This is a genomic window from Lelliottia sp. GFLA7, assembly GCF_056490165.1.
Genome location: NZ_JBWLAQ010000001.1, coordinates 1,083,163 through 1,098,988, shown reverse-complemented (window position 1 = coordinate 1,098,988; position 15,826 = coordinate 1,083,163). Strand labels below are relative to the sequence as shown.

Annotated in this window: 16 protein-coding genes; 10 read left to right on the top strand and 6 right to left on the bottom strand. The window is 53.5% G+C overall.

The genetic code is table 11. The features are described from left to right. Positions 1-14: 14 nt before the first annotated feature. From tgt to secF, 4 genes are read left to right on the top strand one after another with little or no spacing between them, the layout of a single operon-like run. Positions 15-1,142 (top strand): tRNA guanosine(34) transglycosylase Tgt, encoded by a 1,128-nt coding sequence (tgt, locus tag AC07RN_RS05300; RefSeq protein WP_012016280.1) that lies wholly within the window; start codon positions 15-17, stop codon positions 1,140-1,142. Positions 1,143-1,164: 22 nt separating this feature from the next. Then, positions 1,165-1,497, top strand: coding sequence for a preprotein translocase subunit YajC (gene yajC, locus AC07RN_RS05295; protein WP_012016281.1), 333 nt, complete (start codon positions 1,165-1,167; stop codon positions 1,495-1,497). 26 nt (positions 1,498-1,523) lie between these two features. Beyond that, positions 1,524-3,371, top strand: coding sequence for a protein translocase subunit SecD (gene secD / locus AC07RN_RS05290; protein WP_012016282.1), 1,848 nt, complete (start codon positions 1,524-1,526; stop codon positions 3,369-3,371). A gap of 10 nt (positions 3,372-3,381) precedes the next feature. Further along, positions 3,382-4,353, top strand: a complete 972-nt coding sequence (secF, locus tag AC07RN_RS05285; protein ID WP_012016283.1) for a protein translocase subunit SecF — start codon at positions 3,382-3,384, stop codon at positions 4,351-4,353. A gap of 199 nt (positions 4,354-4,552) precedes the next feature. On the opposite strand, the gene AC07RN_RS05280 is transcribed toward secF, so the two are convergent. Then, positions 4,553-5,437 (bottom strand): nucleoside-specific channel-forming protein Tsx, encoded by an 885-nt coding sequence (locus AC07RN_RS05280; RefSeq protein ID WP_478335759.1) that lies wholly within the window; start codon positions 5,435-5,437, stop codon positions 4,553-4,555. 271 nt (positions 5,438-5,708) lie between these two features. Beyond that, entirely contained in the window at positions 5,709-6,248 is a 540-nt protein-coding gene (locus AC07RN_RS05275; RefSeq protein ID WP_478335758.1) for a SadB/YajI family lipoprotein, read from the bottom strand. 155 nt (positions 6,249-6,403) lie between these two features. Here AC07RN_RS05275 and nrdR point away from each other — a divergent pair, with 155 nt between their 5' ends. The 5 genes from nrdR to thiL all read left to right on the top strand — a co-directional run bounded on the left by nrdR (position 6,404) and on the right by thiL (position 10,007). Continuing rightward, entirely contained in the window at positions 6,404-6,853 is a 450-nt protein-coding gene (gene nrdR / locus AC07RN_RS05270) for a transcriptional regulator NrdR (protein WP_012016286.1), read from the top strand. Positions 6,854-6,857: 4 nt separating this feature from the next. Further along, the gene (gene ribD / locus AC07RN_RS05265) at positions 6,858-7,961 is read left to right on the top strand and encodes a bifunctional diaminohydroxyphosphoribosylaminopyrimidine deaminase/5-amino-6-(5-phosphoribosylamino)uracil reductase RibD (RefSeq protein ID WP_478335757.1); all 1,104 of its coding nucleotides are present in this window, start codon (positions 6,858-6,860) and stop codon (positions 7,959-7,961) included. An 87-nt stretch (positions 7,962-8,048) separates the two neighbouring features. After that, positions 8,049-8,519 carry a 6,7-dimethyl-8-ribityllumazine synthase gene (gene ribH / locus AC07RN_RS05260; RefSeq protein WP_012016288.1) on the top strand — a complete coding sequence of 157 codons (471 nt, stop codon included), beginning with the start codon at positions 8,049-8,051 and terminating at the stop codon, positions 8,517-8,519. 19 nt (positions 8,520-8,538) lie between these two features. Next, complete coding sequence (gene nusB / locus AC07RN_RS05255) at positions 8,539-8,958, top strand: transcription antitermination factor NusB (protein ID WP_012016289.1); 420 nt, start codon at positions 8,539-8,541, stop codon at positions 8,956-8,958. 77 nt (positions 8,959-9,035) lie between these two features. Further along, positions 9,036-10,007 (top strand): thiamine-phosphate kinase, encoded by a 972-nt coding sequence (gene thiL, locus AC07RN_RS05250; RefSeq protein ID WP_478335756.1) that lies wholly within the window; start codon positions 9,036-9,038, stop codon positions 10,005-10,007. A 59-nt stretch (positions 10,008-10,066) separates the two neighbouring features. Here the strand turns inward: thiL and AC07RN_RS05245 are convergent, their stop codons facing one another. The 4 genes from AC07RN_RS05245 to xseB form a co-directional block, all read right to left on the bottom strand. After that, positions 10,067-11,041: an aldo/keto reductase gene (locus AC07RN_RS05245; RefSeq protein WP_478335755.1), complete on the bottom strand. Its 975-nt coding sequence runs from the start codon at positions 11,039-11,041 to the stop codon at positions 10,067-10,069. 66 nt (positions 11,042-11,107) lie between these two features. Beyond that, positions 11,108-12,970, bottom strand: coding sequence for a 1-deoxy-D-xylulose-5-phosphate synthase (gene dxs / locus AC07RN_RS05240; RefSeq protein ID WP_478335754.1), 1,863 nt, complete (start codon positions 12,968-12,970; stop codon positions 11,108-11,110). Between the two features lie 24 nt (positions 12,971-12,994). Next, positions 12,995-13,894: a (2E,6E)-farnesyl diphosphate synthase gene (ispA, locus tag AC07RN_RS05235; protein ID WP_133631038.1), complete on the bottom strand. Its 900-nt coding sequence runs from the start codon at positions 13,892-13,894 to the stop codon at positions 12,995-12,997. After that, complete coding sequence (gene xseB, locus AC07RN_RS05230) at positions 13,895-14,137, bottom strand: exodeoxyribonuclease VII small subunit (RefSeq protein WP_478335753.1); 243 nt, start codon at positions 14,135-14,137, stop codon at positions 13,895-13,897. A gap of 191 nt (positions 14,138-14,328) precedes the next feature. Between xseB and thiI the strand changes: the two genes are divergently transcribed. Continuing rightward, positions 14,329-15,777, top strand: coding sequence for a tRNA uracil 4-sulfurtransferase ThiI (gene thiI, locus AC07RN_RS05225; protein ID WP_478335804.1), 1,449 nt, complete (start codon positions 14,329-14,331; stop codon positions 15,775-15,777). The last annotated feature ends 49 nt before the right edge of the window (positions 15,778-15,826 follow it).

Sequence of the window (15,826 nt, the reverse complement as noted above, 5' to 3'; positions counted from 1 at the left end):
ACGCCGGAGAAAAAATGAAATTTGAACTCGATACCACCGACGGACGCGCTCGCCGCGGTCGCCTGGTGTTTGATCGCGGCGTGGTCGAAACGCCAGCATTTATGCCTGTGGGCACTTACGGCACCGTAAAAGGGATGACGCCGGAAGAAGTTGAAGCCACTGGCGCGCAGATTATCCTCGGAAACACCTTCCACCTGTGGCTGCGCCCGGGCCAGGAAGTGATGAAGCTGCACGGCGACCTGCATGACTTTATGCAGTGGAAAGGCCCGATTCTGACCGATTCCGGCGGCTTCCAGGTCTTCAGCCTCGGTGATATTCGCAAGATCACTGAAAAGGGTGTGCACTTCCGCAACCCGATCAACGGCGATCCTATTTTCCTCGATCCAGAAAAATCGATGGAGATTCAGTACGATCTCGGTTCCGATATCGTCATGATCTTCGACGAATGTACGCCATACCCGGCGGACTGGGATTACGCGAAGCGTTCGATGGAAATGTCCCTGCGCTGGGCGCAGCGTAGCCGTGACCGTTTTGACTCCCTTGAAAACAAAAATGCGCTGTTCGGCATTATTCAGGGCAGTGTTTACGAAGATTTACGTGATATCTCGGTTAAAGGTCTGGTAGAGATAGGTTTTGATGGCTACGCTGTCGGCGGTTTGGCTGTGGGTGAGCCAAAGGAAGACATGCACCGTATTCTGGAGCATGTTTGCCCGCAAATCCCTGAAGACAAACCACGATACCTGATGGGCGTAGGCAAACCAGAAGATCTGGTTGAAGGTGTACGTCGCGGCATTGATATGTTCGATTGCGTTATGCCAACCCGTAACGCGCGTAACGGACATCTTTTTGTGACCGATGGCGTGGTGAAAATTCGTAATGCGAAGCATAAAAGCGATACCAGTACGCTTGACGCCGAGTGTGATTGCTATACCTGTCGTCACTATTCTCGCGCGTATCTTTATCATCTCGATCGTTGCAATGAGATTTTAGGGGCGCGTCTTAATACCATTCATAATCTTCGTTATTATCAGCGCTTAATGGCTGGTTTACGTAAGGCTATCGAAGAGGGTAAATTAGAGAGCTTCGTAACTGATTTTTACCAACGTCAGGGACGTGATGTTCCACCTTTGAACGTTGACTAATTTTATAAATGAGGGAATTTGAATGAGCTTTTTTATTTCTGATGCGGTAGCAGCAACAGGCGCTCCGTCGCAGGGCAGCCCGATGTCTCTGATTCTAATGCTGGCGGTGTTTGGTCTGATTTTCTATTTCATGATCTTGCGTCCACAGCAGAAACGTACCAAAGAACACAAAAACCTGATGAGCTCCATCGCGAAAGGTGATGAAGTTCTGACCAACGGCGGTCTGGTCGGTCGCGTAACGAAAGTGGCTGAAACTGGCTATATCTCTATTGCGCTGAACGACACCACTGAAGTGGTTATCAAACGTGACTTTGTCGCTGCCGTACTGCCGAAAGGCACTATGAAAGCGCTGTAATCTAACTTCTCCCAAAGGGAACTGCCGTGTTAAACCGTTATCCTTTGTGGAAGTACATCATGCTGGTCGTCGTGATTATCGTCGGCCTGCTGTACGCGCTTCCCAACCTGTATGGTGAGGATCCGGCTGTTCAAATCACTGGCGCGCGCGGTGTCGCCGCCAGTGAGCAAACGCTGATCCAGGTCCAGAACACTTTACAACAAGAAAAAATTACCGCTAAGTCTGTGGCACTGGAAGAGGGCGCTATTCTTGCTCGCTTCGACACCACCGACACGCAGCTCCGCGCCCGTGAAGCGCTGGTGAGCGTGCTGGGTGATAAATATGTCGTGGCGCTGAACCTTGCTCCTGCAACCCCGCGTTGGTTAGCCTCTATCAATGCAGAGCCGATGAAACTCGGTCTTGATCTGCGTGGTGGCGTTCATTTCCTGATGGAAGTGGATATGGATACCGCGCTTGGCAAACTGCAGGAACAGAATATGGACGGCCTGCGCAGCGATCTGCGCGAAAAAGGCATTCCTTACACCACCGTGCGTAAGGAAGATAACTACGGAATGAGCATCACTTTCCGTGATGCTGCCGCTCGCGATCAGGCGGTAGATTATCTCTCTACGCGTCACCGCGATCTGGTGATTTCACGTCAGGGTAGCAACCAGCTGCGTGCCGTGATGACCGATGCCCGTCTGAGCGAAGCGCGCGAATATGCGGTACAGCAGAACATCAATATCCTGCGTAACCGTGTAAACCAGCTTGGTGTTGCTGAGCCGCTTGTACAGCGCCAGGGTTCAGACCGTATCGTGGTAGAACTGCCGGGTATCCAGGACACTGCGCGCGCCAAAGAAATTTTGGGTGCGACAGCGACGCTGGAATTCCGTCTGGTGAATACCAATGTGGACCAATCTGCCGCGGCGTCTGGTCGTGTGCCTGGTGATTCCGAAGTGAAAGAAACGCGTGAAGGTCAGCCTGTTGTGCTGTACAAGCGTGTGATTCTCACCGGTGACCACATTACTGACTCCACGTCTAATCAGGACGAATACAACCAGCCGCAGGTTAACATCTCGCTTGATAGCGCCGGTGGTAACATCATGTCGAACTTCACCAAGGATAACATCGGTAAACCGATGGCGACCTTGTTCGTGGAGTACAAAGACAGCGGTAAGAAAGATGCTAACGGTCGTGCAATCCTGGTGAAAGAGGAAGAGGTGATCAACGTCGCCAATATCCAGTCTCGCCTGGGTAACAGCTTCCGTATTACCGGCATCAGTAACCCGAACGAAGCGCGTCAGCTCTCTCTGCTGCTGCGTGCCGGTGCGCTGATTGCGCCTATTCAGATCGTTGAAGAACGTACCATTGGTCCAACGCTGGGGATGCAGAACATCACTCAGGGCCTGGAAGCGTGTCTGGCAGGTCTGGCGGTTTCGATTCTCTTCATGCTGTTCTTCTATAAGAAGTTTGGCCTGATTGCGACCACCGCGCTGATCGCAAACCTGGTATTGATCATTGGCATTATGTCCCTGCTGCCAGGGGCGACGCTGACCATGCCGGGTATTGCAGGTATCGTTCTCACCCTTGCGGTGGCGGTCGATGCCAACGTATTGATAAACGAACGTATTAAAGAAGAGTTGAGCAACGGTCGCTCCGTACAACAAGCGATCGACGAAGGCTATAAAGGCGCTTTCAGCTCCATCTTCGATGCAAACGTAACAACACTGATTAAGGTTCTTATCCTGTATGCAGTGGGGACTGGCGCAATCAAAGGCTTTGCTATTACAACCGGTATCGGTGTGGCAACGTCAATGTTTACCGCTATTGTCGGCACCCGTGCCATCGTGAACCTGCTGTATGGCGGCAAGCGCGTCAAAAAGCTGTCTATCTGAGGAGTGCGTTGTGGCACAGGAATATACTGTTGAACAATTGAACCACGGCCGTAAAGTCTGGGACTTTATGCGCTGGGACTACTGGGCTTTCGGCATTTCAGGTTTTCTGCTGATTGTCTCGATTGCCATCATTGGCGTCCGAGGTTTTAACTGGGGTCTTGATTTCACCGGTGGTACGGTGATTGAAATCACGCTGGAAAAACCGGCTGATATGGACCAAATGCGCGAAGCGCTGCAGAAGGCGGGCTTTGAAGAGCCGCAGCTGCAGAACTTCGGTAGCAGCCGCGACATCATGGTGCGTATGCCTCCGGTTCACGATGCCAACGGCAGTCAGGAACTGGGAAGCAAGGTCGTTAACGTGATTAACGAAGCGACCAGCCAGGATGCTACCGTTAAGCGTATCGAATTCGTCGGCCCGAGCGTCGGTGCGGATCTGGCGCAAAACGGTGCCATGGCACTGTTGGTGGCGCTGATTTCCATTCTGGTGTACGTCGGTTTTCGCTTCGAGTGGCGTCTTGCTGCGGGGGTGGTTATCTCACTGGCGCACGACGTGGTCATTACCATGGGCGTGCTGTCGCTGTTCCATATTGAGGTCGACCTGACGATTGTGGCATCTCTGATGTCGGTTATCGGTTACTCACTGAACGACAGTATCGTGGTATCGGACCGTATTCGTGAGAACTTCCGTAAGATCCGTCGCGGTACGCCGTATGAAATCTTTAACGTTTCACTGACTCAAACGCTGCACCGTACGTTGATCACATCCGGCACGACCTTGATGGTTATCCTGATGCTGTTCCTCTTCGGTGGCCCGATTCTGGAAGGCTTCTCGCTGACCATGCTGATCGGTGTTTCCATCGGTACGGCGTCCTCAATCTACGTCGCGTCCGCGCTGGCGTTGAAACTGGGTATGAAGCGTGAACACCTGATCCAGCAGAAAGTTGAAAAGGAAGGGGCGGATCAGCCGTCTATCCTGCCGTAATGGCAATTGCATTCTGACACTGAAATCCCGGTCGTAAGGCCGGGATTTTTTATGTACGGTATTCAGACTGTTAGCCGATCTCCTTCACTCAATCAGAATGGTGGAGCTGGATTCGACAAATAAAAAAGCCAGCATAGCTGGCTTTTTATCGTAGAGGCGCAAGGCCGATAAAGCGAAGCGCACTCAAGCGTTACCGGGATTAGAAGTTGTAACCTACGACCAGGTAACCACCCCAACCGGTAGAACGGACGCTGAAATCACCGTTACCGAAGTTCAGGCTCGCATCGTCGTTCCACTGGCCGCCGTTGTGCCAGTAACGCGCAACCACTGAGTAATGCCAGTGATCGTAGTTCAGGGCCAGAATGTGGCTGGATGCGATAGAGTCGTTAGTACGTGCTTTTTTACCGTTCAGATCGCGGAAGTCGTTGTCGCCCAGATCGGAACCCCAATCGAAGTTGGTGAAACCGATGTAGCTCAGGTTACCGCCCCACAGCTGGGTGATAGGCACAAAGTATTTCACTTTGAAACGGTAGCCATCCCACTCGTTCTCGTTTGCTGCGCCGTAGTTCTGCCACTGGTATTTCGCATACACGTTCATGGACAGGCTCATCGGCAGACCGGTGTCGATGTCAGTACCCAGACCCATATACCAGGTGCTCTGGCGACCGGAAGCGTTGCGACCCATATCGTAGATATAGTTGTTCGCGATATACCACTCTTTAAATGGACCGAAGCTCAGATCTGCGCCTGTCAGCTTGTCGATAGAGAAGCGCGGTTCGATTTCCATGAACAGTGGAGAACCATGGTTCCAGATACCTTTCGCATCGGTGTTACCACCGAAGAATACTGGCGCATCCATGTAACCATAGAAATCAAACCAGTCTTTCTTTGCGAAAGCTTCATATTCCAGATAGGTATCGTTACGGATTTGCGGCCCAAAACGGGTGTGGTAGCTACCAACGACGTTGACGCTCTGGTGCCACCAGTCGGAAACATACTCAGGTTTTGCGTTCTCTGCTGCGTTAACAGCGAAAGAAGAGGAAAGTGCCAGCGCTGCACCGGCTGCTAATAATGTTTTTTTCATAATCATGCCACTGATTGAAATTCCCTTCCGGGAGTGAAAAATGCGCGATTTGCGTTTCAAAATATTTCGTGTTTCTGCGGAGCCTATTATAGGAATCCTTGCTCACAAAAATATGTGTTGTTTCACATATCTCTCATTTACGTAATCGATTGCGTTCACGTTTGCGTACTTTAAACGGCGGGGATTGTAATGGCAAACCGATAAGTTGCCAATCTTTGCGGAAGGGAAGGAAGGGGAGCGAAACGCGTGACACGCGTTTCGCTAAAAAGGATTACTGAACGACAGGCTGGATATCGTGGATGCGGATGAAACCTAATTGCTCGGGCGTAATGCCGCTCAATTGGAGCGGGATATCCACATCGCTCGGCGCAAGCACGCTTGCTGGGGCGCTAATCAGCTGATTTTTCACGTTCACTTCCTGGAAGCTTTCGGTGGTTCCCTGAATTTGTCCCCATTCTACTGTGCCGCTAAACGCAGGCAGCGGATCGTTAGATTCGCCCTGAATACGCAAGGTGGCACTTGTCCCCTCCGCGTTCGGCGCAATATTGATCAGAGACATTTTCAGCGTACCGACCTGGCTTTGCAGGCGTGCTGGCGTGTTAGCTCCGGGTAACAGATAGACACCGCTGCTGGATTTGGCATTCAGCGCATTTTGCTGGGTGATCTTTACCGTTTCCTGGTTCAGTTTCGTCATTGCGCTGTTAAGTGTACTGACGCTTTGGTTCATTTGACGAACTTCGCTTTGCTGTGCGCAGGCGCTTAGCGTGAAGAGACTTCCCAGCGCGAGTATTCTTAGGTAACGTCTTGTCATTGCGTTTATTTCCATAAAAATAACGGATTATCGTAATGGTAGTCAGTAAGATGCCGTCTGGTATAGATCCTTTATCTCAAAAAGCGCTCTTCCTTTGTTGTCAGCCCAGTTCGGGTTAAAATAGAGTTCAGTTAACCAGATAGTCAGGACACCGTATGCATTGCCCATTCTGTTCCGCCGTGGATACCAAAGTAATCGACTCTCGTCTCGTAGGGGAAGGCTCCTCTGTTCGCCGTCGTCGGCAGTGTCTGGTCTGCAACGAACGTTTTACGACTTTTGAAGTGGCGGAGCTGGTAATGCCGCGCGTCGTGAAAAGTAACGACGTGCGCGAGCCGTTTAACGAAGAAAAACTGCGCAAAGGGATGTTGAAAGCACTGGAAAAACGGCCAGTCAGCGCAGATGACGTTGAAATGGCGTTGAATCACATCAAATCGTATTTGCGTGGGACCGGCGAACGCGAGGTTCCGAGCAAAATGATCGGCAATCTGGTCATGGAGCAATTGAAAAAGCTCGATAAAGTGGCCTACATCCGCTTCGCGTCTGTCTATCGCAGCTTCGAAGATATCAAAGAATTTGGCGAAGAGATCGCCCGTCTACAGGATTAAGCGCATGCAGGATGAGATTTACATGGCGCGCGCGCTGAAACTTGCGCAGCGTGGACGGTTCACAACCCATCCCAATCCTAACGTTGGCTGCGTTATCGTCAACGACGGCGTAATTGTCGGCGAAGGATTCCACTATCGCGCCGGTGAGCCTCATGCCGAAGTCCACGCTTTGCGTATAGCGGGCGAAAAGGCGCAGGGTGCCACGGCCTATGTCACGCTTGAACCCTGTAGCCATCATGGGCGAACGCCGCCGTGCTGCGAGGCGCTGATTGATGCAGGCGTGGCGCGCGTTGTCGCTGCGATGCAAGATCCCAATCCTCAGGTTGCCGGACGCGGCCTGTATCGCCTGCAGCAGGAAGGTATCGACGTCAGCCATGGCTTGATGATGGCTGATACTGAAGCACTTAATAAGGGCTTCCTCAAACGAATGCGTACCGGTTTCCCCTATATTCAGTTAAAGCTCGGTGCTTCGCTTGATGGGCGAACGGCGATGGCAAACGGTGAAAGCCAGTGGGTAACCTCACCGCAATCAAGGCGCGATGTGCAACGTCTGCGTGCGCAAAGCCATGCTATTCTCACCAGCAGCGAAACGGTTTTGGCTGATGATCCTGCCATGACCGTGCGCTGGGACGAACTGAATCAGGATACGCAGGCGCTTTATCCGCAAGAGAATTTGCGTCAGCCGCTGCGAATTGTGATTGATAGCCAGAACCGCGTCACCCCTGCGCATCGTATCGTGCAGCAACCTGGTGAAACGCTTTTTGCGCGCACAAAAGAAGACGATCGCCAGTGGCCAGAACATGTGCGCAGCATTATGGTGCCGGAGCACAAAGGTCATCTCGATTTAGTCGTCCTGATGATGCTACTCGGCAAACAGCAGGTCAACAGTATCTGGGTTGAGGCGGGTCCGACGCTTGCGGGCGCGCTATTGCAGGCCGGGCTGGTGGATGAACTGATCGTCTACGTTGCGCCTAAATTGTTAGGTCACGAGGCGCGTGGCTTGTTTGCTCTGCCTGGTCTCGAAAAACTGGCTGATGCGCCGCAACTCAAATTCAGCGACATTCGCCCGGTCGGTCCGGATGTTTGTCTGCATTTAACACCTTTGTAATGCCTTCCGAAATAGGGAAGCAGTACGCGAAGTATTATGATAAAATCCGCCCCCCTGCGGGGCCAAATGAACCCGTAAAGGAAGAGTATGAACATTATTGAAGCTGCTGTTGCTACCCCGGACGCTCGCGTCGCCATCACCATTGCGCGTTTCAACAACTTCATCAACGACAGCCTGCTGGACGGTGCGATTGACGCACTGAAACGTATTGGTCAGGTGAAAGACGAAAACATTACCGTTGTTTGGGTTCCAGGTGCTTACGAACTGCCGTTGGCAGCGGGTGCTTTGGCGAAAACGGGTAAATACGACGCGGTGATTGCACTGGGTACGGTTATTCGCGGCGGCACTGCTCACTTCGAATACGTTGCGGGTGGTGCAAGTAATGGTCTGGCGCACGTTGCGCAGGAAGCTGAAATTCCTGTCGCTTTCGGCGTGCTGACCACTGAAAGTATTGAACAAGCCATTGAACGTGCTGGCACCAAAGCTGGCAACAAAGGTGCAGAAGCTGCACTGACTGCGCTTGAAATGATCAACGTATTGAAAGCCATTAAGGCCTGATTTTTGTAAGGGGAAATCCGTGAAACCTGCTGCTCGTCGCCGCGCCCGTGAGTGTGCTGTCCAGGCACTCTACTCCTGGCAGTTGTCCCAGAACGACATCGCTGATGTCGAATACCAGTTCCTGGCGGAACAAGACGTCAAAGACGTTGATGTCCTGTACTTCCGTGAACTGCTGTCGGGAGTGGCGACTAATAGCGCGTATCTCGATGGTCTGATGAAGCCGTACCTGTCCCGTCTGCTCGAAGAGCTGGGTCAGGTTGAGAAAGCGGTGCTGCGCATTGCGCTGTTCGAGCTGGCTAAACGTGATGATGTGCCCTATAAAGTGGCGATCAACGAAGCGATCGAACTGGCGAAAACCTTCGGCGCTGAAGACAGCCACAAGTTTGTGAACGGCGTGCTGGATAAAGCCGCACCTGCGATCCGTCCCCGTAAAAAGTGATCCGTAAGCCGGAGTTCTGCGTTGCCGTTGGGCAGCGTGGGCTCCGGTTTTTTCTTTTCTTTGCTGAGGCATAACGTATGGCTTGCGGCGAATTCTCCCTGATTGCCCGTTATTTTGACCGTGTCCGAACCTCTCGTCTTGATGTTGAAACCGGTATCGGCGATGACTGCGCACTGCTTAATATTCCTGAAAAACAGACTCTTGCGATCAGCACCGACACCTTAGTGTGTGGGCGTCATTTTCTCGCGGATATCAATCCAGCCGATTTGGCCTACAAAGCGCTGGCGGTCAACGTGAGCGATCTGGCAGCGATGGGAGCCGATCCGGCGTGGTTAACGCTGGCTCTGACGTTACCCAACGTGGATGAAGCCTGGCTCGAAGCGTTTAGCGACGCGCTGTTTGACCAGCTCAATTACTACGATATGCAGCTGATTGGCGGTGATACGACGGCCGGTCCATTGTCGATGACGTTGGCGATCCACGGCTATGTGCCCGTTGGCCGTGCGCTGAAACGCTCGGGAGCGAAACCCGGAGACTGGATTTATGTCACCGGTACGCCGGGCGACAGTGCGGCGGGGCTGGCCATTTTGCAGGACCGTTTAACGGTGAGCGACGCGGCTGACGCGGCCTATCTGGTGAAGCGTCATTTGCGCCCAACGCCGCGTATTTTACACGGCCAGGCACTGCGCGATCGTGCCAACTCGGCCATTGATCTCTCCGATGGTTTGATCTCTGATTTAGGCCATATCCTGAAAGCCAGCGGCGTGGGCGCGCGCGTTGATCTGGATGCGTTCCCACTGTCAGAACAACTTCGCCGACACGTTGAACCTGAGCAGGCACTGCGCTGGGCGCTTTCCGGTGGCGAAGATTATGAGCTGTGCTTCACCGTGCCGGAACTCAATCGTGGCACGCTGGATGTTGCGCTGAATAATCTTGGCGCGCCGTTTACCTGTATTGGACAAATTCTTCCGGAAAGTGAAGGGCTGCAATTTACCCGCAACGGTGCGCCCGTTACGCTCGACTGGAAAGGTTACGATCACTTCGCGTAATACATTGCGGCCAATCAATCCCCTCTCTCTTTGGGAGAGGGGAGCAACATGCGTGACGGTTATTTAAATCCCACCACCGGATGTGGCTGATACGGCGTTTCGAGTTCAGCGATTTGCTCAGGTGTCAGCGTTAAATCCACCGCATTCAGTAACTCATCTAGCTGTTCTTCTCGCGATGTGCCGATAATTGGCGCGGCGACGCCGCGTTTGCTGAGCAGCCACGCCAGCGCGACCTGCGCACGCGTTGCGCCCGTGTCTTCCGCAATGGCAGCCAGACGCTCAGCGATCTGGGCATCGCTGGCTTCAGTATCGTTATACAGTTTTTTACCGACCTCATCGGAAACAGAGCGGGCGGTCGTTTCGCCCCATGGACGGGTTAAACGTCCGCGCGCCAGCGGGCTCCACGGAATCACCGCCACGCCTTCCTGATAGCACAGCGGTAGCATTTCACGTTCTTCTTCGCGATAGATAAGATTGTAGTGATCCTGCATGGTGACAAATCGTGCCCAGCCGTGCTGCGCCTGAAGATTGAGCGCTTCGGCAAACTGGGAGGCATGCATGGATGACGCGCCGATATAACGCGCTTTACCGGCTTTCACCACGTCATTCAGCGCTTCGAGGGTTTCTTCAATTGGCGTGTTGTAATCCCAGCGGTGGATTTGCAGGAGATCGACATGATCCATGTTCAGACGTCTCAGGCTGTCGTCAATGGACTGAAGGATCTGCGCACGTGAAAGGCCTTCGCGTAATTCACCAGATGGATAGTAAACCTTGGTGGCGACCACCACATCTTCGCGGCGGGCGAAATCCCGCAGCGCACGGCCCACGATCTCCTCGCTGCTCCCGTCGGAATAGCTGTTCGCCGTATCAAAAAAGTTAATCCCGCCCTCAAGGGCACGTTTGATGATGAGACGGCTACTCTCTTCCGGCAGCGTCCAGGCGTGATTCCCCCGGTCGGGCTCGCCAAATGTCATACAGCCCAGACAAAGACGGGAAACCTTAAGGTCTGTTTTTCCTAATGTATTGTATTGCATGGTTCCACTCCTGCTGTTCACTTAAAAAATTACCTTTAAGCATAGCAGGAGCGGAAAGGGGAGGGATTAGGCGAGCCAGGTGCGGATTTTTGCTTCGATTCCCACGGCATCAAGACCAATCTCCGCGCGGGCTTCGTCCTGCGTGCCCTGCGGAATAAAGCGATCGGGCAGACCGAGATTGAGTACCGGAACCGGCTTGCGATTCGCCATCAGCACTTCGTTCACGCCGCTGCCCGCGCCGCCCATAATGGCGTTTTCCTCGAGCGTAATCAGCACTTCATGACGGGAAGCCATTTCCAGAATCAACGTTTCGTCGAGCGGTTTGACGAAGCGCATATCCACGAGTGTCGCGTTCATCGACTCGGCGACTTTTGCCGCTTCTGGCATTAACGTCCCGAAATTCAGAATCGCCAGCTTTTCACCATGACGTTTCACGATACCTTTGCCAATCGGCATTTTGGTCAGCGGTTCCAGCTCGACACCCACGGCGTTGCCGCGTGGATAACGTACTGCGCTTGGACCATCCTGATAGTGATAGCCGGTGAACAGCATCTGACGGCATTCGTTCTCGTCGCTCGGCGTCATGACCACCATATCGGGCACACAGCGCAGGAAGGAGAGATCAAACGCGCCCTGGTGCGTCTGGCCGTCGGCACCGACGATACCTGCGCGATCGATAGCAAACAGCACAGGCAGTTTCTGGATCGCGACATCATGGATCACCTGATCGTACGCGCGCTGCAGGAAGGTCGAATAGATCGCCACAATCGGTTTATAGCCACCAATCGCCAGACCTGCGGCGAATGTCACCGCGTGCTGTTCAGCAATCGCGACGTCAAAATACTGATCCGGGTATTTTTTGGAAAATTCCACCATGCCGGAGCCTTCGCGCATGGCGGGCGTTACGGCCATCAGCTTGTTGTCTTTGGCCGCCGTTTCACACAGCCAGTCGCCAAAGATTTTAGAATAGCTCGGCATACCACCGCTGCTTTTCGGCAGACAGCCGCTGGTGGGATCGAATTTTGGCACGGCATGGAAAGTGATCGGATCTTTTTCCGCTGGTTCGTAGCCACGCCCTTTTTTCGTCATGATGTGCAGGAACTGCGGGCCTTTCAGGTCGCGCATGTTTTTGAGCGTCGTCACCAGGCCAAGCACATCGTGCCCGTCAACCGGGCCGATGTAGTTAAAGCCCAGCTCTTCAAACAGCGTGCCCGGCACCACCATGCCTTTAATGTGTTCTTCAGTGCGTTTGAGCAGTTCTTTGATCGGCGGTACGCCCGAGAAGACTTTTTTGCCGCCTTCGCGCAGGGTGGAGTAAAGCTTGCCGGACAACAGTTGTGCCAGGTGATTGTTCAGCGCACCGACGTTCTCGGAGATCGACATTTCGTTATCGTTGAGAATCACCAGCATATCCGGCTTGATGTCACCGGCATGGTTCATCGCTTCAAACGCCATGCCAGCGGTGATCGCGCCATCGCCAATCACGCACACGGTGCGGCGCTGTTTATTCTCTTTCTCCGCGGCAACGGCGATGCCGATGCCCGCAGAAATAGAGGTTGAGGAGTGTCCCACGCTTAACACGTCGAATTCGCTCTCACCGCGCCACGGGAACGGATGCAGGCCGCCTTTCTGGCGAATTGTGCCGATTTTATCGCGACGTCCGGTCAAAATTTTGTGGGGATAAGCCTGATGCCCGACGTCCCAGATCAGCTGATCGAACGGGGTGTTATAGACGTAGTGAAGCGCCACGGTCAGCTCCACCGTGCCAAGTCCGGAGGCGAAATGTCCGCTGGAACGACTCACGCTGTCGAGCAAGTAGCGACGTAATTCGTCACTCAGCTTCGGCAGGCTCTCTTTCGGCAACAGACGTAACTCCTGGGTGGAGTCAACCAACGCCAGTGTCGGGTATTTGGCAATATCAAAACTCATCAAAGGCTCATCGAGAAAGTGTGTTTATTTATCACGCTGGATTATGTAGTCCGCTAGCGCTTCCAGTGCCGAGGTATCAAGTGACTGTGCGGCCAGCGCATTCAGCGACTGGCGGGCATCATCAATCAGATCCCGGGCTTTTTGTTGGGCTTGCTCAAGGCCCAGTAGGGCGGGATAGGTACTTTTGCCAAGTTGCTGATCCGCTCCCTGACGTTTTCCCAATGTTGCAGTATCGCCCACCACATCCAGAATGTCATCCTGTACCTGGAACGCGAGGCCGATACTCTCAGCGTAACGATCCAGAATGGGCAAGGCTTTGCGGCCTCGTTCACCGGCGCTCAGCGCACCCAAACGAACGGCTGCGCGAATCAACGCACCGGTTTTATGGCGATGAATACGCTCAAGCTGTTCCAGATTAACCTGATGCCCTTCGGCCTCAAGATCCAGCGCTTGTCCGCCGCACATCCCTGCGACGCCGCTGGCCATTGCCAGCTCAGAAACCATCGCCAGACGGTCGCGATCGGCCACTTCGATCATCGGCGCATCGCTTAAAATGGAGAACGCCAGCGTTTGTAATGCATCGCCCGCCAGAATCGCATTCGCCTCGCCAAACTTAATGTGGCAGGTTGGCTGACCGCGACGCAGATCGTCGTCGTCCATGGCTGGTAAATCATCATGAATGAGCGAATAAGCGTGAATACATTCAACGGCGGCGGCGGGTGCATCCAGGGTGTTGCTGCTGATGCCAAACATATTTCCCGTTGCGTACACTAAAAACGGGCGCAAGCGCTTTCCACCTAAGAGTGCGCCATAGTGCATGGCGGCAACCAGAGGAGTGTTCTGAAAAGGCTGTGGCTCAATAAAACGGCGCAACGCATCGTTGGCACGCTCAACACACGCCTGAAGCTCTGTGGAAAAATCCATTTACTCAGCGTCCGTTGTGAAAGGCGTTGGGGCGGCATCTTCGCTGTCGGAAAGCAGGATCTGCACGCGTTGTTCCGCCTGTTGCAGCTTGACCTGCCCCTGGCGCGCAAGCTGTACGCCGCGTTCGAATTCATTGAGCGCATCTTCCAGCGGGAGATCGCCGCTTTCAAGACGGTTCACAATCTGTTCCAGTTCATTCAGCGCAGTTTCAAAACTGGCGGGGGCGTCATTTTTCTTCGGCATAGTGAATATTGACTCTCATATTTTAAGCCCCGCCATGGTAACGGACTCGGGACAATTATCAAATAACGCGCAATGTGCACAGGAGCGTCGCGATGGTGGTATACTCCTGCGCCTGGATGCAACCACGGGTGTGGGTTGCTGTCTCTTTCCATCACAAGCCTTTGCGGGCTTGCCAACGAAACATTGCCGCCATGAAGTTTATCATTAAATTGTTCCCGGAAATCACCATCAAAAGCCAATCTGTGCGTTTGCGCTTTATTAAAATGCTGACCGGAAACATTCGAAACGTATTAAAAGAGTATGAAGAAACGCTCGCGATCGTGCGCCACTGGGATCACATTGAAGTGCGCGCCAAAGACGAAAGCCAACGTCTGGATATCCGCGATGCGCTGACGCGTATTCCGGGGATTCACCACATTCTTGACGTCGAAGATGTACCGTTCACCTCGCTTCACGATATCTTCGAAAAAGCGCTGGAACAGTTCCGCGCTGAAGTTGAAGGTAAATCGTTCTGCGTGCGCGTCAAGCGCCGCGGCAAGCATGAATTCACCTCTATTGAAGCCGAACGCTATATTGGCGGCGGTTTAAATCAGCATATTGAATCCGCGCGCGTAAAACTGACGCGTCCGGACGTGACCGTCAATCTCGAAATCGAGAACGATCGCCTGCTGCTGGTAAAAGGCCGCTACGAAGGCATCGGCGGCTACCCTATCGGTACCCAGGAAGATGTGCTGTCGCTGATCTCCGGCGGTTTTGACTCCGGCGTGTCCAGCTATATGCTGATGCGTCGCGGCTGCCGCGTGCACTACTGCTTCTTTAACCTGGGCGGCGCTGCGCATGAAATCGGCGTGCGTCAGGTGGCGCATTATCTGTGGAAGCGCTTTGGCAGCTCCCATCGCGTGCGTTTTGTCGCAATTAACTTTGAACCGGTTGTCGGCGAAATCCTCGAAAAAGTGGACGACGGCCAGATGGGCGTGGTGCTGAAGCGCATGATGGTGCGTGCGGCCTCTCAGGTGGCAGAGCGCTACGGCGTACAGGCGCTGGTGACCGGCGAAGCGCTGGGCCAGGTCTCCAGCCAGACGCTCACCAACCTGCGTCTGATCGACAACGTGTCCGATACGCTGATTCTGCGTCCGCTGATTTCTCACGACAAAGAACATATCATTGATATGGCGCGTGAAATCGGTACCGAAGACTTTGCCCGTACCATGCCGGAATACTGCGGCGTGATCTCGAAAAGCCCAACGGTGAAAGCGGTGAAGGCGAAAATCGAAGCCGAAGAGCAGAACTTTGATTTTGCGATTCTCGATAAAGTTGTCGCCGAAGCCACTAACGTGGATATCCGTGAAATCGCGACCCAGACCGCGCAGGACGTTGTCGAAGTCGAAACCGTCAGCGGTTTCAGCGCAAATGACGTGATTCTGGATATTCGCTCTGTTGATGAACAGGATGCCAGCCCGCTGAAAGTGGACGGCGTCGAGGTGATGTCTCTGCCTTTCTACAAGCTGAGCACCAAGTTCGGCGATCTCCCGCAGGATAAAACTTATCTTCTGTGGTGTGAGCGCGGCGTGATGAGTCGTTTGCAGGCGCTGTATCTGCGCGAGCAGGGCTTTGCCAATGTGAAGGTGTATCGCCCGTAACCGGCTTTATTCCTCGCAGATCAAAAACGGCAACCTCAGGGTTGCCGTT

Coding starts and splice junctions, on each gene's coding strand:
- tgt (WP_012016280.1), top strand. CDS start 15: ATGAAATTTGAACTCGATACCACCGACGGACGCGCTCGCCGCGGTCGC.
- yajC (WP_012016281.1), top strand. CDS start 1,165: ATGAGCTTTTTTATTTCTGATGCGGTAGCAGCAACAGGCGCTCCGTCG.
- AC07RN_RS05280 (WP_478335759.1), bottom strand. CDS start 5,437: ATGAAAAAAACATTATTAGCAGCCGGTGCAGCGCTGGCACTTTCCTCT.
- AC07RN_RS05275 (WP_478335758.1), bottom strand. CDS start 6,248: ATGACAAGACGTTACCTAAGAATACTCGCGCTGGGAAGTCTCTTCACG.
- nrdR (WP_012016286.1), top strand. CDS start 6,404: ATGCATTGCCCATTCTGTTCCGCCGTGGATACCAAAGTAATCGACTCT.
- ribD (WP_478335757.1), top strand. CDS start 6,858: ATGCAGGATGAGATTTACATGGCGCGCGCGCTGAAACTTGCGCAGCGT.
- ribH (WP_012016288.1), top strand. CDS start 8,049: ATGAACATTATTGAAGCTGCTGTTGCTACCCCGGACGCTCGCGTCGCC.
- thiL (WP_478335756.1), top strand. CDS start 9,036: ATGGCTTGCGGCGAATTCTCCCTGATTGCCCGTTATTTTGACCGTGTC.
- AC07RN_RS05245 (WP_478335755.1), bottom strand. CDS start 11,041: ATGCAATACAATACATTAGGAAAAACAGACCTTAAGGTTTCCCGTCTT.
- dxs (WP_478335754.1), bottom strand. CDS start 12,970: ATGAGTTTTGATATTGCCAAATACCCGACACTGGCGTTGGTTGACTCC.
- ispA (WP_133631038.1), bottom strand. CDS start 13,894: ATGGATTTTTCCACAGAGCTTCAGGCGTGTGTTGAGCGTGCCAACGAT.
- xseB (WP_478335753.1), bottom strand. CDS start 14,137: ATGCCGAAGAAAAATGACGCCCCCGCCAGTTTTGAAACTGCGCTGAAT.
- thiI (WP_478335804.1), top strand. CDS start 14,329: ATGAAGTTTATCATTAAATTGTTCCCGGAAATCACCATCAAAAGCCAA.